Source organism: Stenotrophomonas nitritireducens, from assembly GCF_050984405.1.
GTDB lineage: Bacteria > Pseudomonadota > Gammaproteobacteria > Xanthomonadales > Xanthomonadaceae > Stenotrophomonas > Stenotrophomonas nitritireducens_B.
On the sequence record NZ_CP158790.1, the window covers coordinates 295,717 to 319,970 of the forward strand.

Here is a 24,254-nt window from a genome sequence, read left to right on the forward strand (position 1 = left end):
TCTCCTGTTCACTGCCGCCTGCTCCAGGTGGGGAACCCGCCGCGACGCGCGGCGGGACGGCCGGTCAGAACCGGTAGTTCACCTCGACGCCGAACATGCGCGGCATCGGCGCGCTGATGCCGAAATCGCGCTGCTGCACGGAGCTGTAGCCGGTCGCGGGCGCGGCGTTGGGCACCATGATCCGCGGCGCGGTGAAGCTCAGGTAGCGCAGGCCGCCCTGCGGCGTGTCGTCGTCGAATACGTTGGTCACGTATGCGCTGATGCGCCACGACTCGTTCGGGGTCAGGCTCAGGCGCAGGTTGCTCAGCGTGGAGGCGCCGAACTTGGCCAGGTTGTGCACCTGGATGTAGCGCGCGCCTTCGTAGGTGGTGTCCCAGTTGGCGTCGTAGCCCCAGCCGTTGGCCAGCTCGCCGGCGTAGGCCAGGCCCACGGTCAGCTTGTTGCGCGGCACGAACGGCGATTTGTGCCCGGCCACGTTGGCCAGCGGGCTGCTGGCGTTCGGGTTCGGGTTGGACGCGTCGGACAGCAGGTCGGCCTGGTCGGCCGAGAAGAACTTCTGGATCTCCGAATCGGTGAAGGCGTAGACCACCGAGGCCAGCCAGCCCGGCGCGAACGCCCACTGCCCTTCCAGCTCGAAGCCGCGGATGCGCGTCTCGCCGACGTTGACGGTGTAGGTGTTGACGTAGGGCGTGCCGTTGCGCTGGTACGCCGTGCCGGACACGGTCAGGCCCTGGTTCTCCCAGTCGATCTGGTACACGTTGGCGTTCAGGCGCAGGGTGTTGTCGAGCCAGTCGCTCTTGATGCCGAGCTCGTAGTTGGTGACTTCCTCCTCGTGCACCTTGTTCAGGCCCTGCGCGATCAGGTCGGCGCTGGCCTGGTCGGTCAGGCGCGCGTCGTAGGCGAAGGTATTGAAGCCGCCGGGCTTGTTGCCCTTGGCCACCAGGCCGAACAGGTTGACGTTCTCGGTGGCCTGGTAGCTCAGGGTCCAGCGCGGGGTGAAGCTGTAGTACTTGGCCGAGGCGCTGTAGTTGCGGGTGTAGGCGACGCCGCTGACCACCGCGGAGTTGGAACCGTTGAGGCTCAGTTCGTCCTCGGCATAGCGCGCTTCCAGCGAGGTCGTCCACTTGTCGTTGATGTGCCAGCGCAGCTGGCCGTACACGGCGCGGTTGACGGTCTTGTTGCCCGGATCGGAGCGCACCGGCACGCCGGTGCCCAGGTCGCCGGTGTAACCGGGCAGGCCCTCGGCCTGGTAGTAGTACGCGCCGATCAGGCCGGCCAGGTCGCGCTCCTGGTCGCTGCTCAGGCGCAGGCCCTGCGACCAGTCCTTGGAGCGGTTCAGGCCGAAGGTCTGCAGCGCGCCCGGCACGGTGATGTTGACCGGGCCGGCCGGGACGACCAGCGCCGGGACCGCGTCGTAGCTCTGGTCCAGCGCGCTGTAGCGCTCCTGGCGGTTGATGCCGGTGATGGCGCTGAGCAGCCAGCCATTGTCGAAGTTGTAATCGATCTTCACGCTGGTGCGCGTGGCGTCGCTCTTCAGTCCCGGCATCAGCCCCTTGGCCAGGAAGCCGTTGGTATGGATGCGCCACTCGTCCGGCAGCGGCAGGGTGCCGCAGTAGTAGCCCTTGGTGCGCGAGACCATGTAGTTGGGCGGGTCGTTCGGGTTCGGGGTCTGCGTGGGCAGGTAGCAGTTGTTCTTGTCCGAACCGATCAGCGTGATCGCCACGTGCTCGTCGCGCGTCTTCTGCCGGCTGACGCGCGCGACGATGTCCAGGTTGTCGGTCGGCGACCAGGCGATGGCGCCCATGGCGCTCAGCGTCTCGCTTCCGCCGAGGTCCTTGCGGCCGGACGCGGCGTTGTAGAACAGGCTGTCGTTGCCGCGCTTGTTGACGCTGGCCTCGTAACCGAAGCGGCCATCCTCGGTGCCGCCGGCGTAATAGAGGCCCAGCTTCTCCTGGCCGTGGTTGCCCGCGCCCAGGGTCAGCTTGCCGCCCGGCGCGCTGCCGGGACGGCGGGTGATGTAGTTGACCGCGCCGGCGAAGGTGCTGCGGCCGAAGGCGGCGGCCTGCGGGCCGCGCAGCACTTCGACCTGGGCGATGTTCTCCAGGCCGAAGCTGGACATGTCGCCGTTGACGTAGATGCCGTCGATGAACAGCGAGGCATTGGTGTTGATGTCGTTGGAGGCCGGCGGCGACATGTTGGACATGCCGCGGATCACCGGCGCGTCCTGGTAGCGGCCGAAGGTGGAGCGGAACGAGAAGCCCGGGGTCATGTTGGCCACGTCGCGCAGGTCCACCAGGCCGCGCCGCTCGATGGCCTCCTCGGAGATGGCGGTGACCGGCAGCGGCGTCTTCTGCAGCGTTTCGCGGATACCGCGGGCGGTCACCTCCACCGAGTCGAGCTGGGTGACGCTGGGCGAGGCCGCCTGCCCTTGGTCGCCGGCCGGCTCGGCGGCGGTGTCGGCGGCGGCCGCGGGCCCTGCCGCCAGCAGCAGGGCCAGTGCGATGGAAGCGCAGAGCTGATCGGGTTTTGCGTGCTTCATGGTTTCGTTTTCCCGGCTGGAGGCGGCAGGCGGGAGAGAGCGCGCCGCCGCGATGGAAGAGTGGGACGGTGCCTGCCTCAATCCCTGGCGGCGGGCCTGGACTTCAGATCCCGGTAGTAGGTCCAACTGGTGACATTGGGCTGCGCCCAGGCCGCCGGGGCCTTGGCGTACTGCGGATAGCGCGTGCGCACGCGCTCGCGGATGTCCTGCGGCAGGTCGTCGAGCGAGCCGAGCTTGGCGCCCTGCGCCACGTACAGCAGGCCGCCGGGACGCTGGCCCAGTTCCATCCACGGCAGCCAGGGGCCGGTGCGCGTCCAGCTGTAGTCCAGCGGCACGCTCTTCAGCGCCGGGTTCTCCATGTCCCTGCGCGAGGCGAAGAACATGAAGTGTTCGGACCCGGCATAGACCGGCCCCGAGGATTCCAGCGGGAACGCATCGGGCTGCAGCGGATTCGGATACGACAGCGGGATGTTCAGGGTGAGCATCAGGCGGTCTCCCGCCTTCACCCACGGCAGCGCCATCGGCGGACGGCCCGGCGGGTTGAACGCCTGGTTCACCGGATCGTTGGCGACGTCGACCACGGTGTTGCGCTTGCCGCTGATCGGGTTGTCCCAGGTCTCCAGGATCTGCCCGGTCTTCAGGTCGCGGTAGAAGGTCAGCTCGCGCGAGAGCATGCGCCAGGTGCCGTCGGCCTGTTTCTCCGAGCGGCAGATGTTGTAGCCCTCGAAGCCCATCAGCGGAACCGGCGCCTTGCCCGTTTCCTGCTGGAACAGGGTGCCTTTCCACCACGCCACCACGTCCTGCGACGGGTCCAGCGAACAGCGCAGTTTCATCATGGATTCGGCGGCGTCGGCGGCCGCGTCGATGTCCAGGGCCGCGGCGTGGACCGGGAGCAGGGCGGCGGCCAGCACCGTCAGGCCCCACCCCTTCTTCGCGACTGCCAGCAAACGGGAAACGTTGTTCACGTACCACCTCTCGTTGGATTGCCTTCGATGCGCCAGGCGCTGCATCGTGGCGTGCGATGCGACGACGGCGGCGCCGTCACCAATGACATATGGGTATATCAATAGATCTTAAATGTCCAGACATTTGAAGCGGAATTTCGCCATTCCCCCGGCGGCGCCCGGTGGGCGCGGCAATGCGGCGATGCAGGATCGGGCAGCGGCCGGAAAGTGATGCGGCGCACAACCCGGTTGCGCGTGCGGACGGCGCCGCACGCGCCACTTCCAATGGCTATTTCTTCGCCGCGAACGTGCTGTCCAGGCTGCGTTCGAAGGCGTGGTAGCCGATACGCTCGTACAGCTCCTCGCGGGTCTGCATGGTGTCCACCACGTTGCGCTGGTGGCCGTCGCGGCGGATGGCGGTGTAGACGTTTTCGGCGGCCTTGTTCATCGCGCGGAACGCCGACAGCGGATAGATGCACATCGCCACGCCCGCCGAGGCCAGCTCTTCCGTCGAGAACAACGGCGTCTGCCCGAACTCGGTGAGGTTGGACAGCAGCGGCACGTCGCCGACCGCCGCGGCGAAACGCCGGTAGGTATCCAGGTCGTACGAGGCTTCGGCGAACACGCCGTCGGCGCCGGCCTCGACGCAGGCCACGGCGCGCTCGATCGCCGCGTCCACGCCTTCCATCTGGATCGCGTCGGTGCGCGCGATCAGGAAGAAGTCCGGGTCGGTCTTCGCGTCCGCGGCCGCCTTCACCCGGTCGACCATCTCGGCCTTGGTGACGATTTCCTTGTTGGGGCGGTGGCCGCAGCGCTTGGCGCCGACCTGGTCCTCGATGTGGCAGGCGGCGGCGCCGGCCTTGATCAGCGACTTCACCGTGCGCGCGATGTTGAACGCGCTCGGGCCGAAGCCGGTGTCGATGTCCGACAGCAGCGGCAGGTCGCAGACATCGGTGATGCGGCGGATGTCGGTGAGCACGTCGTCCAGCGTGGCGATGCCCAGGTCCGGCAGGCCGAGCGAACCGGCGGCGACACCGCCGCCGGACAGGTAGATGGCGCGGAAGCCGGCGCGTTTGGCCAGCAGCGCGTGGTTGGCGTTGATCGTGCCGGGGATCTGCAGCGGCCGCTCTTCCTTCAATGCGGCGCGGAAACGGGCGCCGGGACTGGCAATGCTCATGGGTGTTCCTCTGTGGTTGGGCGATGCGCGCGGGATCTCACATCGCCGGGTAATTGGGCCCGCCACCGCCCTGCGGGGTCACCCACACGATGTTCTGGGTCGGGTCCTTGATGTCGCAGGTCTTGCAGTGCACGCAGTTCTGCGCGTTGATCTGCAGGCGCGTGTCGGCCCCCTCGCCGACGAACTCGTACACCCCCGCCGGGCAGTAGCGCGCCTCCGGGCCGGCGTACTGCGCCAGGTTGATGCGCACCGGCACCGTCGCATCCTTCAGCGTCAGGTGGCTGGGCTGGTCTTCCTCGTGGTTGGTCGAGGACAGGAACACCGAGCTCAGCCGGTCGAAGGTCAGCACGTTGTCAGGCCTGGGGTAGTCGATCTTCGTGTGCTGGCTGGCCGGCTCCAGGCATTCGTGGTCGGCCTTCGTGCGGTGGATCGTCCACGGCGCGTTGCGCAGGCCCAGTTTGGGCAGCAGCCACTGCTCGATGCCGGTCATCAGCGTGGCCAGGGTGCGGCCCTTCTTGAACCACTGCTTGAAGTTCTTGGACTGCAGCAACTCGGTCTTGAGCCAGCTGTTCTCGAAGGCCTGCGGGTAGGCAGCCAGCTCATCGCGCGAGCGCCCGGCCGCCAGCGCCTCGAACGCCGCCTCGGCGGCCAGCATGCCGGTCTTGATCGCCGCGTGGCTGCCCTTGATGCGGCTGACGTTGAGGTAGCCGGCCTCGCAGCCGACCAGCGCGCCGCCGGGGAACACCGTCTTGGGCAGCGACAGGATGCCGCCGGCGGTGATCGCGCGCGCGCCATAGGCAATGCGCTTGCCGCCTTCCAGGTGTTTGCGGATCGCCGGGTGGGTCTTGAAGCGCTGGAACTCCTCGAACGGGCTCAGCCAGGGGTTCTTGTAGTCCAGACCCACCACGTAGCCGATCGACACCTTGCCGCCGTCGGCGTGGTACAGGAACGCGCCGCCATAGGTGTCGTCGTCCAGCGGCCAGCCGGCGGCATGCACCACCAGCCCCGGCTCGTGCCTGGCCGGGTCGATCTGCCACAGCTCCTTGATGCCGATGCCGTAGCTCTGCGGGTCCTTGCCGGCGTCGAGCTTGAACTTGCTGATCAGCTGGCGGCCGAGGTGACCGCGCGAGCCTTCGGCGAAGATCGTGTACCGGGCATGCAGCTCCATGCCGCGCTCGAAGTTCGGGCCCGGCGTGCCGTCCTTGTGGATGCCCATGTCGCCGGTGGCCACGCCCATCACCGCACCGTTCTCATCAAACAGCACCTCGGCGGCGGCAAAGCCCGGGAAGATCGCCACTTCCAGCGCCTCGGCCTGCTGCGCCAGCCAGCGCGTCACCTCGCCCAGGCTGACGATGTAGTTGCCGTGGTTCTGGAAGCATTCGGGCAGCAGCCAGTTGGGCGTGGCCTTGGCGCCGGTGGCGTCCAGGAACAGGAACTCGTCGCGGGTCACCGCCTGCTTCAGCGGCGCGCCCTTTTCCTTCCAGTCCGGGAACAGCTCGCTCAGGGCGCGCGGGTCCATCACCGCGCCGGACAGGATGTGCGCGCCCGGCTCGGAGCCCTTCTCCAGCACGCACACCGTCAGCTCCTGGCCCTTCTCCACCGCCAGCTGGCGCAGGCGGATGGCCGTGGACAGCCCGGCCGGGCCGGCGCCCACGATCACCACGTCGAACTCCATCGCTTCGCGCGGCGGGAGGGTGGAGGAGGTTTCGCTGCTCATGCGCGTCTCTTGGATATGCCGCCGCGGGCGCGGCGGCGTCTGGCTGCAGGAGCCGCCTCAGCGGGCGGCGGCGACGATCTGCGAGGGCGTGGCGTTCCACAGCAGCGCGGCGCGCCCGGCCAGGTGCGCGAACACCCGTTCCAGATGGCCGATGCGGTGCGGCTGGCCCATCACCCACGGATGGAGGCTCAGCGCCAGCAGCCGCCCCTGGCCGCTGCGCTGCGCCTCTTCCAGCAGGAACTCGCAGGCGTCGATCATCTGGTCGGCGTACTCGGACTCGGCGTGCAGGTTCTCGCCGACGATGAAGCGATCCTCCAGTTCCATCGACAGCGGCAGCGCGGTCAGCGGGCCGTGCGCGGTGGCGAACGCATACGGCAGTTCGTCGTTGACCCAGTCGCCGAACCATTCGATGCCGGCCTGGCGCAGCAGCTCGGGCGTGTTCTCCGACTGCGAGCGCGCCGGCGACAGCCAGCCGCGGATCGGCGTATCCGACCACGGCGCCAGCGCCTCCAGCGTGCGCGCGATGTACCCGGCTTCGCGTTCGGGCGACAGGCCGCCGTGGTGCACGCTGTCCATGTTCCAGCCGTGCGCGACCAGCTCGGCGGCGCGCGCCTTGAGCCGCCGCAGCAGCGCCGGATAGCGCAGCGCCAGCTCGCCGTTGACCGCGACGCTGGCCTGCAGGCCGTGCCGTTCCAGCGCGTCGAGCACGCGGAACACGCCGACCCGGTTGCCGTAATCGCGCAGGGTGTAGTGGCGCAGGTCCGGGTATGGCATCACCATCGAACCGTGCGGCTTGAAGCCCTCGCCCTTCGGGTCGAGCGGGAAATGCTCCAGCGACAGGTTGATCCACAGCGCCAGTGGCCTGTCGCCCGGCCAGCGCACCGCCGGGCGCTGCGCCAGCATCGACCAGCCGTAGCGGTCGTGGTCCATGCCATGGCGCAGGCGCGGGTATTGGAGATAGCCGTGGTCCAGGCTCATGCGGCGTCCTCCGCGGCAACCGCCGCCATCGAGGCCAGCGCGTCGTCGTAGTGATGGTCCAGGTAGTGCCGCGCGATCTCGCGGCCGGTGGCCTTCCACACGCCGTCGTGGCCGCAGATGTAGTCCATCGCCTCCTCGAAGGCCGCCAGCCGGTGCGGATGGCTGACCTGGTAGGCATGCAGCGGCACGCACATCACCGTGCCCGATTGCCCACCTTCGGCGTACAGCCGGTCGAAGGCGTCCTTGATCATCTGCCCGTAGCGGCGCGGCTCGATCCTGTTGGTGACGTAGACGATGGTGTCGTTGAGTTCCAGCGAATACGGCACCGACACGAAACGCCTGCCGGAACGGGTCTTCACCGGGGTGGGCTGGTCGTCGTGGAACAGGTCGCAGGTATAGAGGCCGCCGGCCTCGGCGAACAGGTCGATGGTGGCGTCCGAATGCGACAGCGCCGGCGCCAGGTAGCCATCGCAGTGCTGGCCCGTGCGCTCGGCGATCAGCGCCATCGAGTGCTGGATCATCTCCCGCTCCTGCGCCTCGTCCAGGCCGTAGGTGTAGCGGGTGTTGTAGATGCCATGGCTGAAGAACTCCCAGTCGCGCTCGGCGGCCATCGCGATCACTTCCGGGTGGTGCTCGAGCATGGCGGTGGACAGCGACACCGAACCGCGCAGGCCGTAGCGGTCCATCACCCGCATCATGCGCTGGTGGCCGACGCGGTTGCCGTAGTCGCGGGTGCCGTAGCCGAGGATGTCCGGCAACGGCCGCGGCCAGGCCCTGCGCTGCGGGTTGGGCGGCGGCGCGTACTCGTAGAACTCGATGTTGGGCGCGATCCACAGCGCCACGCGCGCGTTGCCGGGCCAGGTGATCTTCGGCCGGCTGTCCCATGGCCAGTAGTCGTACAGGCCCGGATCGGAGCGGGTGGCGGCGTTCATGCGCGCAGCGCCTGCAGCTGCGCGGCGACCGCATCCACGTCCTCGACGTCGCCGTACTTGAGCATGATGTCGCACAGGTTGGCGAAGTGCGGGATCTCGTGCTTGTCGGCCACGCACTGCTCCGGGACGAGGGTGCGGTAGCCGCGCGAGAGACTGTCGATCACGCAGGCGCGCACGCAGCCGGACGTGGAGCCGCCGGTGACGATCAGCGTGTCGACGCGGTGGAAGGTCAGCAGCGACCACAGGTGGGTTTCGAAGAACGGGCTGGCCATGCGCTTGTGCATGACGATGTCGCCCTCCCGCACGTCCGCGCGCGGGTCGAACTGCGCGCGCTCCGAGCCGTGCTTGATGTTCTGCAGCGAGTCCGGGGTGTCGGTGCGGGTGCCCCAGACGCCGGCGTCCTCGCCCGACTCCAGGTAGGCCACGTAGGTCCACACCACCGGCAGGCCAAGCGCGCGCACCTGCGCCGACAGCGCGTTGATGTGCTCGATCTGGCGCGGGTCGGTTTCGTAGGCGGTCCTGAACGCGGCCAGGTCGGTGTAGGCGCGCTGCACGTCGATGTTGACGATGGCCGGGCGCCGGCCGAAGCCGAACTTCGCGCGGTTGGGGTTGGCCTTGACCTGCTCCCAGTACTGGCGGGCGGTGAGCGGGGAGGTTTCCATCACGGGCATGGGAAGGTTCTCCGTTGCGGCGGGATCAGGCGCGGGCCAGGCGCGCGCGTTCGTCGCGCACCAGGGTGGCGGCCAGCAGGGCAAGCGCGACCAGCACGCAGATCAGCACGAAGGCCGGCTGGTAGCTGCGGGTGACGTCGAAGATCTTGGCGGTCAGCCAGATGCCCAGGCCGGCGGTGGTCGCGTCGAGCAGGGTGATGGTGCCGAGGATGCGGCCAGCCGCGGCCAGGCCGAAGGCGTTGACCGCCAGCAGCTGGATCATGGTGTACAGCCCACCCCAGCCCAGGCCGAACAGCACCAGCGAATACCACACTAGGTCCGCGCGCAGCGTCGCCAGCACCACCGCGCCGGCGGCCATGATCGACAGGTTGAGCAGGAACACGCGCTTGGCCGGGAACAGGTCCGAGAGCATGCCGAACAGGAACTTGCCGACCATCGCCAGGCCGAACATCAGGCCCAGCGCATTGCCGGCCTGCTGCGGCGCGAAGCCGAGGTCGCGCATGTGCAGGAACAGGTTGGCCGATACCGCCATGATCGAAAAGAACGTGGTCATGGCCACGAACGCCAGCACCCAGAAGGTGCGGGTGCGCAGCGCCTGGCGATAGCCGAGGTCGGGCAGGCCCGTGGCGCTCCTGCCGGCGCCGGCGCCGGCCTTGTCCGCGCCCCACGGCGGGATGCCGCCCGGGCGCGGACTGCGCACCAGCAGCAGCGCCAGCAGCAGGCAGGCCAGCGGTACCAACGCCTCCCACAGGAAGGCGCTGCGCCAGTCCATGCCCTGCAGCAGGTGCACGCCGAGCTTGGGGAACACCATGCCGCCGAGGCTGGTGCCGACCAGGGCGATGCCGATGGCGGTGCCGCGCTGGGCGACGAACCACTGCGAGACGTAGATGACCGCCACGTTCAGGCCGGCGGCCACCAGGACCAGCGCGAAGCCGAGATGGATCAGGTACAGATGCGTCAGCGAATGCACGTGCGCATAGGCCGCGTACAGCGCCGCCAGCAGCACCAGCCCGGCCAGGATCAGCTTGCGCGGGCCGACCTTGTCGATCACCGCGCCCAGGAACGGCGCCGTCCAGCCGGCCAGCACCAGGGTGATCAGGTCGCGCAGCTTCAGCTCGCTGCGGCTCCAGCCGAACTCGCGCAGCAGCGATTCGTCGAACGCGGTCAATCCGGTGATGACCAGCCCGTTCGATACGAGCAGCACCAGCATCCCCATTACCGCCATCAGCCACGGGTAATAACGCTTCATCTGAACACCTCTGCAGGTTGGGTCATGGCAGGTAGATACGCCGGCGGGGGATTTCCGCCGCCGGCGTTGACCGGGAGCGGATGGCATGCCTACACTTTGTCCGGACAAAGTGTGCCACAGTCTTTCCCCCCGGAGGAAGCCATGCAAACCATCGTCGTGCTGTTCAACCTCAAGCCCGGCGTCAGCCGCGAGGAATACGAGGCCTGGGCGCGCGACAGCGACCTGCCGGTGGTCAACGGCCTGCCCTCGGTGGAGACGTTCGAGGTGCTCCGGGCCGGCGGCCTGCTGGTCGGCGACGGCCCCTCGCCTTACCAGTACGTGGAGATCATCCGCGTACCGGACATGGACGCCTTCCTCGCCGACCTGTCCGACCCGGCCGCGCAGGCCGGCGCCGCGCAGTTCCAGCAGCGTTACGCCGACAACCCCCTGTTCATCCTCGCCAGCGCCCTGTAAGCCAGAAGGAACCGCCCATGGCCCGTTATCCCGAACTGCAGGGCAAGGTCGCCCTGATCACCGGCGCCGGCCGCCGCGCCGGCCTGGGCGAAGGCATCGCCCGGCGCCTGCTCGAGGAAGGCTGCAAGGTCGTGCTGACCGACATCGGCAAGAGCCGCGGTACGGAAATGCCGGTAACCGCGGTCGGCACCGACGAGGAAATGGCGCAGGTCGCCGCCGGCCTGGCCGCCGCCACCGGCGGCGAGTGCGTGGCGATGGCGCTGGACGTGCTGGAAGAAGCCCAGGTCGAGGCGGTGGTCGCCGCCACCGTGGCGCGCTTCGGCCGCCTCGACATCCTGGTCAACAACGCCGGCATCGGCTACCTGATGAAGCCGCTGCTGGAGATGGAAGCGGGCGAGTGGGACGCGGTGCTCGGGGTCAACCTGCGCGGCGCCTTCCTGTGCAGCAAGCACGCCGCGCGGCAGATGGCCGCCCAGGGCGGCGGACGCATCGTCAACATCGCCTCGCAGGCGGCCAAGTCGCCGTTCCCGCATGCCGCGGCCTACTGCGCCTCCAAGCACGGCTTGGTCGGCCTGACCCGGGTGGCGGCGCTGGAGCTGGGCGCGCACGGCATCACCGTCAACGCGGTCTGCCCCAACCATGTCACCACCGGGCTGGGCGCGTGGCAGAACGAGTACTTCGCGGCCAAGACCGGGCGCAGCGTGGAGCAGTACCTGGCCGACATGCGCGCGCGCATCCCGCTGGGACGCCCGGGCCTGGCCACGGACACCGCCGCGGCCACCGCCTTCCTGTGTTCGGACGATGCGGTCTACGTCACCGGCGAGGCGCTCAACGTCTCCGGCGGCGAGGAAATGCATTGACAGCCCCCATCCCGAGAACCCCCATGAGCCAAGCAAGCTACAAGTGGCCCAACGACGCGCGCCTGGCGCTGTCGGTCGTGGTCAACGTCGAGGAACTGTCCGAGTACAACGTCGGCCAGGGCGACAGGATCACCGAGCCGGTGGACGAGCTGCACGTCACCCTGTCCAAGCCGGTGCGCAACTACGGCAACGAGTCCAACTACCGCTACGGCATCAACGAGGGCCACGCGCGCGTGGCCGCGCTGCTGGACCGGTACGGCGTGACCTCCACCTACACCGCCGCCGCCGTCTCGCTGGAGCGCGCGCCCGCGGTGGCCGCCTACCTGCGCGGCAGCCGCCACGAGGTGTGCTCGCACGGCCACCGCTGGATCCACCAGTTCCGCTTCGACGAGGCGCAGGAACGGCAGTTCATCCGCGACGCCGCCGACAGCATCGAGAAGACCATCGGCGTGCGCCCGGCCGGCTGGCTGTCGCGCTACCTGCACACCGGCGCCACCCGCCGGCTGCTGCAGGAAGAAGGCTTCCTGTACCACATGGACGACTACTCGGCCGACGCGCCGTTCTGGGGCGAGGTCGACGGCAGCGACCGGCCCATGGTGGTGGTGCCCTACCAGCTGGACACTAACGACATGAAGATGTGGGTCGCGCCGTCCTACCTGCCGAAGGACTGGCTGGACTACGCCGTCGACAGCTTCGACACGCTGTACGCCGAAGGCGCGCACGCGCCCAAGGTGATGTCGCTGGGCCTGCACCTGCGCATCATCGGCCGCCCCGGCCGCATCGGCGCGTTCGAGAAGTTCCTGCAGTACGTCGCGCAGAAGCCCGGCACCTGGTACGCCACCCGCCGCCAGATCGCCGAGCACTTCGCCGCGCAGGTGCCCGCGCCATGACCGCCGCGCCCAATCCCCGCCGCTGCCTGCTGTTCGTGCCCGGCTCGCGCCCGGAGCGTTACGCCAAGGCCATCGCCACCGGCGCCGACCAGGTCTGCATCGACCTGGAGGACGCGGTCGCCCCGGCCGACAAGGAAAGCGCGCGCGCGGCGCTGTTCGCCTTCCTCGCCGACGCGCCGGCCGGCCACGGCGAGATCGGCCTGCGCATCAATCCGCTGTCCACCGCGCTGGGCCAGGCCGACCTGGCCGCGCTGGCCGCCTCCGGCCTGAAGCCGGCATTCGTGATGCTGCCCAAGGTCGAAACCGTGGCCGAGCTGCGCCAGGCCGACGCAGCGCTGGCCGCCGTCGATACCGTGTTCATCGCCCAGATCGAAACGCCGCGCGGGCTGCTCGACGCACGCGCTCTGGCGGCGGCCACGCCGCGCCTGCAGGCGCTGATGTTCGGCGGCTTCGACTACATCGTCGCGCTGCGCGGCCGCGCCGGCTGGGACAGCTTCTTCCACCCGCGCGTGCAGCTGGCCACCGTCGCCGCCGAAGCCGGCGTCGGCTGCCTGGACGTGCCGTTCCTGGACATCAAGGACGAAGCGGGCCTCGTCGCCGAGACCGACCGGGTGATCGAACTGGGCTTCACCGCCAAGGCCGCGATCCACCCGGCCCAGGTCGAACCGATCCAGAGCCGTTACCTGCCCACCGCCAGCGAGTACGAACGCGCGCAGCGCGTGATCGCCGCGCTGGCCGCCAGCGGCGGCGAGGCGATCCAGCTCGACGGCAAGCTGGTGGACCGCCCCATCGAGATCGCCGCCGAACGCGCCATCGCGCTCGGCGCGCACGGCGTGCGCGCCGGCTGATCGCCCCCTTCATCCCGGCCATACCGCCCTCTTTGACCAGGCTGCGCCCAGCGCCAGCCCACCGCCCCGCGAAAAGGACACCACCATGGTTCAGAACGTCAAGCAGATCGCCGAAAACCGCTTCCGCGAAACCTTCGGCCGCCATTACGAAGACTTCAACGTCGGCGACATCTACGAGCACCGTCCCGGCCGCACCATCACCGAGACCGACAACACCTGGTTCACCCTGCTGACCATGAACACCCACCCGATGCATTTCGACAAGGAGTACGCCAAGGCCTCCGAGTTCGGCAAGGTGATCGTGTGCTCGCCGCTGACGGTGGCGCTGATGGTGGGCATGAGCGTGACCGACGTCAGCCAGAAGGCGGTGGCCAACCTCGGCTGGACCGACATCCGCATGACCCATCCGCTGTTCGTCGGCGACACCCTCACCGCCGAATCGGAAGTGCTGGAGAAGCGCGAATCCAAGTCGCGCCCCGGCGCCGGCATCGTCACCTGCCGCACCAACGGCTACAACCAGGACGGCACGCTGGTGTGCACCTTCAACCGCACCATGCTGATCGCCCGGCGCGGCCATTCGGTCGAAGACAAGGTCAACTACTGAAGGGCGCAGCCATGAGCACCGATATCGACCAACTCTGGGGTCCGGAGGAAGAACAGGCGCTGATGGACTCGATCGACCACTGGATCGAGAAGTCCGTCGCGCCCATCGCCCGCGAATATGACCTGGAGGACAAGTACCCGCACCAGCTGGTGGAGGAGATGAAGGACCTCGGCCTGTTCGGCGCGACCATCTCGCCCGAGTACGGCGGCCTCGGCCTGCCGGCGCGCATCTACGCCCGCATCGTCATCAAGGTCTCGTCGGTGTGGATGGCGCCGACCGGCATCTTCAACTCGCACCTGATCGTGGCTTCGGCGATCGAACGCTGCGGCACCGAGGCGCAGAAGCGCAAGTACCTGCCGCGCATGGCGACCGGCGAACTGCGCGCCGCGCTGGGGCTCACCGAACCCAACGCCGGCACCGACCTGCAGGCGATCCGCACCGTCGCGCGTCGCGAAGGCGACCATTACGTCATCAACGGCGCCAAGACCTGGATCACCAACTCCCTGCACGGCAACATGGCCCTGTTGCTGACCAAGACCGACCCGGGCGCGCAGCCGCGGCACAAGGGCATGTCCATGTTCATCGCCGAGAAGGGCGAGGGTTTCGTGGTCGCCAAGAAGCTGCAGAAGAGCGGCTACAAGGCCATCGACACCTGCGAGCTGGTGTTCCAGGACTACCGCGTGCCGGCCGACTGCCTGCTCGGCGGCGAGGAGGGGCGCGGCTTCCACCACGCCATCGGCGGGCTGGAACTGGGCCGCATCAACGTCGCCGCGCGCGGCTGCGGCATCGCCGAAGGCGCGCTGCGGCTGTCGGTGCGATACGCGCAGGAACGCACCACCTTCGGCAAGCCGATCGCCGAACACCAGGCCATCCAGCTCAAGCTGGGCGAGATGGCCGCGCGCGTGGAAGCGTCCAAGCTGCTGATCGACAGCGCCGCCAACGCCTACGACAAGGGCGAACGCTGCGACATGGAAGCGGGCATGGCCAAGTACTTCGCCACCGAGACCGGCGCGTTCTGCGCGCAGGAAGGCATGCGCATCTTCGGCGGCTACAGCTACTCGGTGGAGTACGACATCGAACGCTTCCACCGCGACGCGATGCTGATGTGCATCGGCGAAGGCACCAACGAGATGCAGCGCATCATCATTTCCAGGCAGCTGGTGGCGCGCAATCCGATCTGAAGCTTGAACTTGAAGCCCCTCTCCCTGCGGGGTGAGAGGGGCAGTTTGCGAACCACCGGTTCGCTGCCCCTCGAACGCCCTTGCGCCAGCGCAAGGGCCGGGGCGCGAAGCGGGGGTTGGGGTGAGGGTACGGGCAAAGCCCCGCAATGCCTGATCGCACGAGGCTTCGCCCGGCCCCTCATCCGCCCTGCGGGGCACCTGCATCCGGCACATCCCTGTGCCGCACCCTTCGGCGGCTTCGCCGTGCAGCCTGGCAATCCTGCCAGGCTGTCTCCCAAGGGAGAAGGGAACTTCGCCACTTCCACGAGGCCCCCATGAAAGACCTGCCCCTGAAAGGCCTGCGCATCCTCGCCGTCGAGCAGTACGGCGCCGGCCCCTATGGTTCGATGCACCTGGCCGACCTCGGCGCGGAAGTCATCAAGATCGAGTCCCCGCCGGGCGGCGATGTCTCGCGTGCTACCGGCCCGTACTTCCTCGGCGACGACGACAGCCTGTTCTTCCAGACCTTCAATCTCAACAAACGCTCGCTGCGGCTGGACCTGAAGTCGGCCGAGGGCCGCGCCGCGTTCGAGCGGCTGGTGGCCGGCGCCGACGCGGTGCTCAACAACCTGCGCGGCGACCAGCCGGCCAGGCTGGGCCTGGACTATGCCGCCCTGTCGGCGCTCAACCCGAAGATCGTCTGCGCGCACCTGTCCGCCTACGGCCGCGACAACTCGCGCACGGCTTGGCCGGGCTACGACTACCTGATGCAGGCCGAAGCCGGCTTCATGGCGCTGACCGGCGAGCCGGACGCGCCGCCGGCGCGCTTCGGCCTGTCGATGGTCGACTACATGACCGGCACCACCATGGCGATGGCCCTGCTGGCGGCGGTGATCGGCGCCATGCGCGGCGGCGTCGGCCGCGACGTCGACGTGAGCCTGTTCGACGTGGCCCTGCACCAGCTCAGCTACCCGGCCACCTGGTACCTCAACGCCGGCCACCGCACCGGGCGCCTGCCACGCAGCGCGCATCCGTCCACCGTGCCGTGCCAGGTGTTCCGTACTGCCGATGGCTGGGTGATGGTGATGTGCATGCTGGAGAAGTTCTGGCAGGTCTTCGTCGAGGGCATCGGCAACCCGGCCTGGGCCGCCGAACCGCGCTTCGCCGATTTCGCCGCGCGCCGGCAGGTGCGCGAGGAACTGACGGCGCTGGTCGACGAGGTGCTGTCCACCCAACCCACCGCGTACTGGACGCAGCTGTTCGCCGGCCGCATCCCGATCGCGCCGGTGCTGGACATCGCCCAGGCGCTGGACAACCCCTATGTGCGCGAGGTCGACATGCTGCAGGACGTCGAGCACCCGCGCGGCACGCAGCGCATGCTGCGCAGCCCGATCCGTCTCGACGGCGTGCGCCTGTCCGGGCGCGCCGCGCCCGCGCTCGACGCGGACGCCGGCGCGCTGCTGCACGATCACGACGACTGAACGGCCGGGAGCCTGCGATGAAACTGGAAGGCGTGCGCGTGCTGGACCTGTCGCTGTTCCTGCCGGGGCCGCACCTGACGATGATGATGGCCGACCATGGCGCCGAGGTGATCAAGGTAGAGCCTCCCGGCGGCGAGCCGGTGCGCGAGGTCGGGCTCAAGCAGGCCGGCCACAGCACCTGGTTCCGCAACACCCACCGCGGCAAGCGCTGCATCGCGCTCGATCTCAAGAGCGCCGCCGGCAAGGCCGCGTTCGCGCGCCTGGTGGCCTGGGCCGACGTGGTGGTGGAGGCATTCCGCCCCGGCGTGGCCGCGCGGCTGGGCATCGACTACGCCAGCTGCAAAGCGATCAACCCGGGGATCGTCTACTGCGCCATCAGCGCCTACGGCCAGACCGGCCCGAAGGCGCTGCGCCCGGCGCACGACCTGGCGATGCAGGCCGACAGCGGCGTGGTCAGCCTCAACCGCGCGCCCGACGGCACGCCGGCCGCGCCGCACATGCCGGTGGCCGACATGGCCGGCTCGCTGATGGCGCTGGCCGGCATCCTGATGGCGCTGCTGCGCCGCGAGCGCAGCGGCGAAGGCGACTTCATCGACCTGTCGATGCAGGACGCACTGATGGCCTGGCTGCCCAACGTGCTTGGGCCGCCGTTTGCGCTGGGCCGCGACCCGGTGGTGCACGAGGAGCGCAGCTGGGGTGGCAATGCCCTGTACAAGCTGTACCGCTGCGCCGACGACCGCTGGCTGGCGCTGGGCGGCGCCGAGCACAAGTTCGCGGAGAACCTGCTCAACGCCTTGGGCCGCCCGGACCTGGTACCGCTCTGCCACCTGCCGCCCGGCCCGGGCCAGGACCCGGTCAAGGATTTCCTCGCCGCCACCTTCGCCACCCGCACGCTGGCCGCGTGGACCGCGTTCCTGCAGGACGTGGACGTGTGCTGGGCGCCGGTGAAGACCCTGACCGAAGCCTTCGCCGACCCGCATACGCACGCCCGCGGCATGGTGTGGACCGACGGACAGGGCGGCACCCATCTCGGCATCCCGATCCGCTTCGCCAACGAGCCGGGGCGCATCAACCCGCACCTGGACGTCGTCGGCGAATCCACCGCCGCGGTGCTGGCCGAGCTGGGGCTCGGCGACAAAGCCCCTCTCCCCTCGGGAGAGGGGTTGGGGTGAGGGCAAGGGGCGAGGCCATGCAGTCCGCACGCCATCGCGCTTCGCCCGTACCCTCATCCGCCCCTCTGGGGCACCTTTTCCCGAAGGGAGAAGGAACAACGTCATCGTTCGGGCACGAGTTTTACGGATCACCAATGAGAAAGCTCCTCTCCCCTCGGTGCTCCAAGGCACGCGTGCCCTGGAGTGCCTCGCCCTTCGGGCGGCTTCGCCGTGCAGCGTGGCGCTCCTGCCAGGCTGTCTCCCACGGGGAGAAGGATCGGCGCTACTTCCAGCGCGACTTGTCGCGCACGTAGCGCGCGGCGTCCTCCAGCGACTCGGGCAGGTACTGCGACCAGAGATTCGGCGCGTATTTGCTGTGGTAGCCGTCGTAGATGTCGCGGTACAGCTCCATGTGCACCACCGGCTGGCGCTTGCGCGCGCGCAGCTCGGCGATCGGGATGCGACCCACCACCAGCTGCTCGTGCAGGCTGCTCGCCGTGGCGATGGCTTCGCCGTTGGGGCCGTACAGCGCGGTGCCGCCGCTGCCGGGGTCGTCGAAGAACGGGCCGTTGTCCGGCGAGATCGAGTTGTTGACGATCGAACTGTAGACGCCGTTGTACAGCGCGCAGGCCTGCACATCGAGCGGCATGAAGCCGCCGGAAGCGGTGCGCAGGAACACCTCGGCGCCCTTCATCGCCATCGCCCGGAACAGTTCCGGCTCGCGCTGCGCCGAACTGGTGGCCAGGTTGCCCAATGGCGTGCGCGTCACCGGGATCACCGCGTCGCGGCCGTACATCTCCACGTAGCGGTCGAGCACGTCGTAGATGGTGGTGGTGAACAGCTCGAAGCCGGGGAACACGCCCTTGATGTTGCGCGCCTTCCAGTGCTTGTCGACGATGCGGCCGGTGTTGTCCATCACCGTGGTGATCGACAGCACATGCCCTGGCCAGTCCGGGTCGCGCACGTAGGCGCCGAATACGATCCAGGTGTCGTACTGGCGGCATTTGGCGGCGATAGCCTCGCTCTCCACGCCGGGCAGTTCGATCGCCAGCTGGTAGGCCTCCTTGCGCGTCCAGCGGCGCCAGCCCTGCAGCGGGAATTCGTGGAACTGCAGCAGGTCCGGACGCGCGCCGAAATAGAACGCGCGGTCGATGGTCTCCAGCATGTGCTCGAGGTTGCGCTTGAGCGCGGTGCGGGTCTGGCTCGGCTCGAAGCTGTGCACGCGGGTCTGCGCCAGGCCCAGGGTCCACGCCGGCTTGGCCAGTTCGACCGTGTCGTAGGTGCCGTCGGTGCGCAGGCTGGGCGCGTCGGCGCCCTTGCCGGTGGCCGCGTGCGAAGCGCCGGGCATGCCCAGCAGGCTGCCGCCGACGCCACCCAGCGCAGCCAGCCCGGCGGCGCCGGCGAGGAACGAACGTCGGGAACTGCTCATCGATCACCTCCCCTGGTGCGACGGCAGGCCGCCACGCCGCGCGCGGCGCAGTGGCGGCCGCTACTCATGCAATGGAATGGCTCAGATCGGGTCGCCGGCGAAACTGGGGCCGCTGAGTTTGCGCCAGTCGCGGCTGACGAACTTCTCGTCGATCAGGGTGCGCTGGATCAGCACGCCGTTCTTGTACCAGTGCCAGATGCGGTTGCGCAGCGTGCCGCAGTCCGAGAGCTGGATCATCTCGTACAGCTCGATGCCCTCCTCGCCCTTGCGCTGCCAGTGCAGCATCAGCGTGCGGTGGTGGTCGTCCTCGGGGATCTCGGTGCACCAGCCGTAGATCAGCTCGTTGTCGAAGATGATGCGGCCGAAGCTATAGGTGGTGGGGAAGTCGCGGATCTCGGTGCGGCCATCGGCCCAGCTGTAATGGTTGGTCTGGTGGTAGGGCATCGCATCGTCGCCGGTGATGCGGCAGACCAGGCGCGAGCGGTGCTCGTCGGTCTTGTTGCCCTCGGCGTCGTAGTAGCGGTACACGCCGTCCCACACGCCGTCGTGCTTGGCCAGGTAGGGCATGTGCTTGCTCAGGTCGATCATGTGCATTCCTTGTGGCTGTTGCGGTTGTGCGGCGCGCTGCGCCTGGTTCATGGGTCGCGGAGCTCGTCCATGACCTGTTCCATCGGCACGTCCATGCCGGTGTCCTGCAGCGCCTCGGTCTCCTGCTGCACGATGCGCAGCACCCGGGCGATGTATTCCTGCATCCACAGCGTGCGCTGCGCTTCGGCCTCGCGGTCGGGGCGGAACTGGTCCAGCTCGGCGCGGCTGAGCAGGCCCTTCTGCTCGATCAGCCGCTCCAGCGCGTCCAGCCGCTGGTGGGTGACCGCGTTCTCCATGGCGATGGCCATGGCGATGGAGAGCACGCGCTCCACGTCCGGGTCCTTGAAGAAGTACGGACGCTTGCCGCGGGCGCGGCTGCCGGCCAGTGCGATGGGGTCGATGCCGTTCATGCCTTCCACGCTCCGAACATGGTCCACAGCGCGGCGCGGCCGTGGTCCTCGCCCTGCGCGCTGGCCACCGGGAAGATGTCCCGGTCCACCACGCCGCGCACCCTGGTCTCGAAGTAGCGCTCCGGGTCGAAGCCGGCCGCGGCCATCATCCGCCGCAGGTCGTACTCGTGCATCACGCCCCAGAACGGCTCGTTGTTGTTGTAGGTATCCCAGTCGCGCATGAACTGCTCGTACACGTCCATGCCGTGGTACTGCGGCTGCTCCAGGTGCGCGGTGAGGCCGCCGGGCGCGAGCAGGCGGTTGATCTCGCGCAGCTTGCGCGGCATCGCCGTGGCCGAGCTTTCGTGCCAGAACATCGCGGTGGTGATCAGGTCGAAATGGCCGTCCGGGTAGTCCAGCGCCTCGCCGTTGGCCTGGCGGAACACGATGTTGTGCACGCCCAGCGCGCGGGCGCGGGCATGGCCGTAGCGCAGCATCGGCGCGGCCACGTCCACCGCGATCACCTCCGCCTCGGGGAAGGCCTGCGCCAGCGGCACCACGTTGTGGCCGCAGGTGCAGCCGATGTCGAGGATGCGGCGCGGCCTGAACTGCGGGTGTTCCTCTTTCAGCCACTGCGCCAGCGCCTGGCCGCCGCCGTCGTTGTAGCGGCCGAGCATGCCGCCGGTGGTGGCGAAGATGCCGCAGTCGTAGTTGGCCGCCGCCGACACATCGTCGGCGACCAGTTCGGTGTGGTAGCCGCCGGGCATGCAGTGGATGTCCACCGCGCTGGCGTAACGCGGCACGCGCACGGACGGGTCCAGCTGCAGGCCGTCGTCGCCGGCATTGAGCGCGCGTGCCTTCTCCACCAGCGCGTCGAGCTGCCGCAGCACCAGCCCGCGCCCGGCCTGCTGGCGCATCTCCATGGTGTTGCGGCGCAGGGCGCTCCAGGTCTGGTAGACCGGGTCGCCGGCCATCGCCTTGCGCACCTCGTGGCGGCTCTGCGGCGCGTGGCCCTTCTCCTTCTCGAAGGCCGGCCTGACCCGCTGCTCGTAGGCCAGCTTGACCTTCGGGCCGAGCCGCGTGGCCAGATAGCCGTTCATGTTGGCCAGGAAGTCGAAGCGGGTGGTGTCGTCGAGCGTGCTTTCAGGAAACAGCGCGTGGCGGCCGACATGCTGCCAACTCGGGGGAAGGGCTTGCTGGCTCATCGCGAAGTCTCCTGTCACCGACTATATGTACTAATGACATACCTATATGTCATATGGATCGTGACGGTCAAGCGCCCCCAGGTATGTATCCCGGGGCGGTGCCCGGACGTGCCGATCCACTCCGCTGCCACACGCACGCGGCGAAGACGAGAGGATGGTCCGATCCACAGGGGCGACGCCAGGCGCGCGGCCCCACTCCGCCTCACTCCGCCGCCGGGAACCACCACGGCGAGGCCACGCCGCCGTTGACCAGCAGCGCCCGCGCGCGCACGAAGCGGCGGATCGAACCGCTGCCCATGCGCGAGCCGCCCAGGCCGGAATGGCCGAAGCTCTGCTTCTCGGCGGTCTGCACCATGGCGGTGAGGCTGGCGTCGTTGATCGAGACGGCGCCGGCGTTCAGCTGCCGGGCCACGCGCTGCGCGCGCTCCGGGTCGCCGGAGAACACCGCCGCCGACAGCCCGAACTCGCTGGCGTTGGCGCACGCAATGGCCTCGGCCTCGTCGGCCACCACCTTCACCGGCAGCACGGTGGCGAAGCTTTCCTCGCGCATGACCGCCATGTCGTCGCTCACGTCCACCAGCACCGTCGGCGGGCACCAGGTGCCGCCGTGCTCGACCAGTTCGCCGCCGGTCAGCGCGCGCGCGCCGCCGGCCAGCGCCTCGGCCAGGTGCCGGCGCACCAGTTCGACCTGCGACGCGGCGATGATCGGCCCGATCCGGCCCTGCCTGGGGTCCGGCCATGCCAGCTCCAGCGCGGCCGCCTCCTTCACCAGCGCGGCGATGAAGGCCTCGGCCACCGGCGCTTCGACATAGACGCGCTCGATCGACATGCAGCTCTGCCCGCCGTTGACGAAGCTGCCCCAGGCCAGCGCACGCGCGGCGCGGGCGACGTCGGCGTCGGACAGCACCAGCGCCGGGTCCTTGCCGCCCAGTTCCAGCGAGGCCGGGATGAAGCGGCGCGCGCAGGCCTCGGCCACCCTGCGCCCGGTCGCCACCGAGCCGGTGAAGCAGACATGGTCGCTGGCCTCGATCACCGCCTGGCCGGTGGCGCCGGCACCGGTGACCAGCGCGAACACCTCTTCCAGGCCGGCCGCGGCCAGCGCATCGCGCAGCAGCGGTACGAAGCGCGAGGTCACCTCGCTGGGCTTGGCCAGCACCGTGCAGCCGGCGGCCAGCGCCGGCACCGCATCGATCAGGGTCAGCATCAGCGGGAAGTTCCATGGGCTGATGACGCCGACCACCGGGTACGGCACCCAGGTCTGGTGGGCCTGGATGAAGGGAATGGCGTCCTGGCGCGGCGCCGGTTCGGCCAGGCTGGCCGGCGCCTGCGCCGCCCAGCGGCGGATCGCCGCCAGCGTGCCGTCCACTTCGATCACCGATTCGTGCCAGCGGCCGGTGTCGGCCAGCAGCACCTCGATCATGGCGTCGCGGCGCGCGGCCAGCGCCTCGGCCAGCGCCGCCAGCCGTTCGCAGCGGCGCTCGATGCCCTGCCGCTCCCATGCCGGCTGCGCGGCGCGCAGCACGGCGGCGGCGGCGGCCACCTCGTCAGCCGGCGTGACCCGCAGTCCGCCTTCCATCTCGCCGGTGCGCGGATTGCGCAGCGGCAGCGTGCTCGTCTCAGTCATGGCCCAGGACTCCGGCGCCCAGCAGCGCCTCGATGGTGGCTTTCTGGCGGGCGGCGAAATCGGCCCGCTGCGGGATCTTCAGGGTGTCGCCGTCGAGCAGCGCGTTGGGCTTGAGCGCGGTGGCGCCGAGGCCGGCGCTGATCGCCGCCTGCGGCAGCCGCGACAGCACGTGGCCCATGCCCGGGCGCAGCCGGCGGCGGCGCAGGCCGGCGATGTCCAGGTCGGCATAGGCGGCCATCGACTCGCCCGCCGCGGCCGCGGCCAGCACCCGGCCCTGGTCGTCGACGATCTTGCTCATGCCGTCGGCGCTGCCCAGCGGGATGTCCACGCCGCTGATGCCGGCGGTGTTGGCCGACACCACGTAGGCCATGTTCTCGATGGCGCGGGCGCGCTTGGCGATGTCCTTGGGCGTCAGCTCGGGGCTGCCGACCTCGCTGGTCGAATGCAGAATCACCTCGGCGCCGCGCAGGCCCAGTGCGCGTGCGATTTCCGGGTAGAGGATTTCCTCCGAGGCGATGCAGGCCAGCCGCCCCAGCGGCGTATGCGCCACCGGGAACACGCCATCGATGCCGTACGCGTCCAGGTAGCGGTCCCAGACGTCGTGCGGGCTCGGCGCGTACAGCGAGATCAGCCGGCGGTAGCGCAGGATCTGGTTGCCGCTGTCGTCCAGGATCACCGACGACTGGAAGTACAGTCCGGGGAAATGCGGGTCGCGCTCGTAGGCGTTGGCGCACAGGTAGACGCCATTGTCCTGCGCGATGCGGCCCAGCCGTTCGTACTCGGCGCCGTGCATGTCGAAACAGCCCTTGGCGGCCCAGCCGGGAATCGTGTCGCCCAGCGGATAGCTGGTGGCGAAGTACTCGGGCAGCACCACCAGCTTCAGGTCGGCGCCGATGAAGGCCTTGGACGCGCGGATCTGGCGGCCGACGCGGTCGATGTTGTCGGCCACCGCGGCGGCGGCGTCCTCGGGCGTGGAGCAGGCGTTGATCGCGCGGCAGGTGGTCTGCAGCGCCAACGCGCGGTAGGCGTCGGTCATGGGGTGGAATCTCCGGTTGCGGATTCGGGAAGCGGCTGCGCCTGCACGCCGTCGGCCAGCAGCACGCGGAAAACGCCGGTGCCGGCGCGCAGCGGCTTGAGCGCCGCGTACTCGGGCGAATGCCAGAACGCCAGCGCGGCGGCGCGGTCGGGCCAGCACGAGACCACCGTGCGCGCCGGCGCGTGCTCGCCCTCCAGGCTCTCCTGGCTGCCGCCCATCACCAGGTAGCGGCCGCCGTAACGGGCCACCACCGCCGGCGTGGCCCGTGCGTAGGCGGCAAAGCCCTGCGGGTCGCTGATGCGGGCTTCGATGATCAGGTAGGCGGGCAT

The 24,254-nt window shown here is 69.2% G+C and carries 23 protein-coding genes; 8 read left to right on the plus strand and 15 right to left on the minus strand.

From position 1 onward, the window contains the following. Positions 1 to 64 precede the first annotated feature (64 nt). The 8 genes from ABTV91_RS01310 to ABTV91_RS01345 form a co-directional block, all read right to left on the minus strand. A complete protein-coding gene (locus ABTV91_RS01310) occupies positions 65 to 2,539 on the minus strand; it encodes a TonB-dependent receptor (RefSeq protein WP_433852849.1) in 2,475 nt (824 codons plus the stop codon). Between the two features lie 77 nt (positions 2,540 to 2,616). Then, positions 2,617 to 3,504: a DUF1838 family protein gene (locus ABTV91_RS01315; protein ID WP_433852850.1), complete on the minus strand. Its 888-nt coding sequence runs from the start codon at positions 3,502 to 3,504 to the stop codon at positions 2,617 to 2,619. A gap of 268 nt (positions 3,505 to 3,772) precedes the next feature. After that, positions 3,773 to 4,660, minus strand: coding sequence for a methylisocitrate lyase (prpB, locus tag ABTV91_RS01320; protein WP_433852851.1), 888 nt, complete (start codon positions 4,658 to 4,660; stop codon positions 3,773 to 3,775). 37 nt (positions 4,661 to 4,697) lie between these two features. Further along, positions 4,698 to 6,377: an electron transfer flavoprotein-ubiquinone oxidoreductase gene (locus ABTV91_RS01325; RefSeq protein ID WP_433852852.1), complete on the minus strand. Its 1,680-nt coding sequence runs from the start codon at positions 6,375 to 6,377 to the stop codon at positions 4,698 to 4,700. Positions 6,378 to 6,434: 57 nt separating this feature from the next. Next, on the minus strand, positions 6,435 to 7,355 hold the full coding sequence (locus ABTV91_RS01330) for a polysaccharide deacetylase family protein (RefSeq protein WP_433852853.1): 921 nt from the start codon (positions 7,353 to 7,355) through the stop codon (positions 6,435 to 6,437). Then, positions 7,352 to 8,287, minus strand: a complete 936-nt coding sequence (locus ABTV91_RS01335) for a polysaccharide deacetylase family protein (RefSeq protein WP_433852854.1) — start codon at positions 8,285 to 8,287, stop codon at positions 7,352 to 7,354. Before ABTV91_RS01335 ends, ABTV91_RS01330 begins: the two co-directional genes overlap by 4 nt. Further along, a complete protein-coding gene (locus tag ABTV91_RS01340) occupies positions 8,284 to 8,958 on the minus strand; it encodes an isochorismatase family protein (RefSeq protein WP_433852855.1) in 675 nt (224 codons plus the stop codon). The genes ABTV91_RS01335 and ABTV91_RS01340 overlap by 4 nt, the downstream gene beginning before the upstream one ends. Positions 8,959 to 8,983: 25 nt before the next feature. Further along, positions 8,984 to 10,207, minus strand: a complete 1,224-nt coding sequence (locus ABTV91_RS01345; RefSeq protein WP_433852856.1) for an MFS transporter — start codon at positions 10,205 to 10,207, stop codon at positions 8,984 to 8,986. Positions 10,208 to 10,348: 141 nt separating this feature from the next. Between ABTV91_RS01345 and ABTV91_RS01350 the strand changes: the two genes are divergently transcribed. From ABTV91_RS01350 to ABTV91_RS01385, 8 genes are all read left to right on the plus strand, one after another. Beyond that, positions 10,349 to 10,660, plus strand: coding sequence for a hypothetical protein (locus ABTV91_RS01350; protein ID WP_433852857.1), 312 nt, complete (start codon positions 10,349 to 10,351; stop codon positions 10,658 to 10,660). A gap of 17 nt (positions 10,661 to 10,677) precedes the next feature. Continuing rightward, a complete protein-coding gene (locus tag ABTV91_RS01355; protein WP_433852858.1) occupies positions 10,678 to 11,520 on the plus strand; it encodes an SDR family NAD(P)-dependent oxidoreductase in 843 nt (280 codons plus the stop codon). Between the two features lie 23 nt (positions 11,521 to 11,543). After that, positions 11,544 to 12,410 (plus strand): polysaccharide deacetylase family protein, encoded by an 867-nt coding sequence (locus ABTV91_RS01360; protein WP_433852859.1) that lies wholly within the window; start codon positions 11,544 to 11,546, stop codon positions 12,408 to 12,410. Next, positions 12,407 to 13,258 (plus strand): HpcH/HpaI aldolase/citrate lyase family protein, encoded by an 852-nt coding sequence (locus ABTV91_RS01365; protein WP_433852860.1) that lies wholly within the window; start codon positions 12,407 to 12,409, stop codon positions 13,256 to 13,258. The genes ABTV91_RS01360 and ABTV91_RS01365 overlap by 4 nt, the downstream gene beginning before the upstream one ends. Positions 13,259 to 13,343: 85 nt before the next feature. After that, positions 13,344 to 13,862, plus strand: coding sequence for a MaoC family dehydratase (locus tag ABTV91_RS01370; RefSeq protein ID WP_433852861.1), 519 nt, complete (start codon positions 13,344 to 13,346; stop codon positions 13,860 to 13,862). Positions 13,863 to 13,873: 11 nt separating this feature from the next. Further along, positions 13,874 to 15,043 (plus strand): acyl-CoA dehydrogenase family protein, encoded by a 1,170-nt coding sequence (locus ABTV91_RS01375; RefSeq protein ID WP_433852862.1) that lies wholly within the window; start codon positions 13,874 to 13,876, stop codon positions 15,041 to 15,043. A 314-nt stretch (positions 15,044 to 15,357) separates the two neighbouring features. Continuing rightward, entirely contained in the window at positions 15,358 to 16,503 is a 1,146-nt protein-coding gene (locus ABTV91_RS01380; RefSeq protein ID WP_433852863.1) for a CaiB/BaiF CoA transferase family protein, read from the plus strand. Positions 16,504 to 16,520: 17 nt separating this feature from the next. Further along, on the plus strand, positions 16,521 to 17,675 hold the full coding sequence (locus ABTV91_RS01385) for a CaiB/BaiF CoA transferase family protein (RefSeq protein WP_433852864.1): 1,155 nt from the start codon (positions 16,521 to 16,523) through the stop codon (positions 17,673 to 17,675). A gap of 262 nt (positions 17,676 to 17,937) precedes the next feature. Here the strand turns inward: ABTV91_RS01385 and ABTV91_RS01390 are convergent, their stop codons facing one another. The 7 genes from ABTV91_RS01390 to ABTV91_RS01420 form a co-directional block, all read right to left on the minus strand. Further along, entirely contained in the window at positions 17,938 to 19,083 is a 1,146-nt protein-coding gene (locus tag ABTV91_RS01390) for a nitrilase-related carbon-nitrogen hydrolase (protein ID WP_433852865.1), read from the minus strand. Positions 19,084 to 19,164: 81 nt separating this feature from the next. Next, entirely contained in the window at positions 19,165 to 19,671 is a 507-nt protein-coding gene (locus ABTV91_RS01395) for a DUF3598 family protein (protein WP_433852866.1), read from the minus strand. A gap of 47 nt (positions 19,672 to 19,718) precedes the next feature. Further along, positions 19,719 to 20,081, minus strand: coding sequence for a hypothetical protein (locus ABTV91_RS01400; RefSeq protein WP_433852867.1), 363 nt, complete (start codon positions 20,079 to 20,081; stop codon positions 19,719 to 19,721). Then, on the minus strand, positions 20,078 to 21,265 hold the full coding sequence (locus ABTV91_RS01405) for a class I SAM-dependent methyltransferase (RefSeq protein WP_433852868.1): 1,188 nt from the start codon (positions 21,263 to 21,265) through the stop codon (positions 20,078 to 20,080). The genes ABTV91_RS01400 and ABTV91_RS01405 overlap by 4 nt, the downstream gene beginning before the upstream one ends. Before the next feature lie 202 nt (positions 21,266 to 21,467). After that, complete coding sequence (locus ABTV91_RS01410) at positions 21,468 to 22,889, minus strand: aldehyde dehydrogenase family protein (protein WP_433852869.1); 1,422 nt, start codon at positions 22,887 to 22,889, stop codon at positions 21,468 to 21,470. Beyond that, positions 22,882 to 23,925, minus strand: a complete 1,044-nt coding sequence (locus tag ABTV91_RS01415) for a nitrilase-related carbon-nitrogen hydrolase (protein WP_433852870.1) — start codon at positions 23,923 to 23,925, stop codon at positions 22,882 to 22,884. The genes ABTV91_RS01410 and ABTV91_RS01415 overlap by 8 nt, the downstream gene beginning before the upstream one ends. Then, on the minus strand, positions 23,922 to 24,254 hold the full coding sequence (locus tag ABTV91_RS01420; protein ID WP_433852871.1) for a DUF1330 domain-containing protein: 333 nt from the start codon (positions 24,252 to 24,254) through the stop codon (positions 23,922 to 23,924). The genes ABTV91_RS01415 and ABTV91_RS01420 overlap by 4 nt, the downstream gene beginning before the upstream one ends.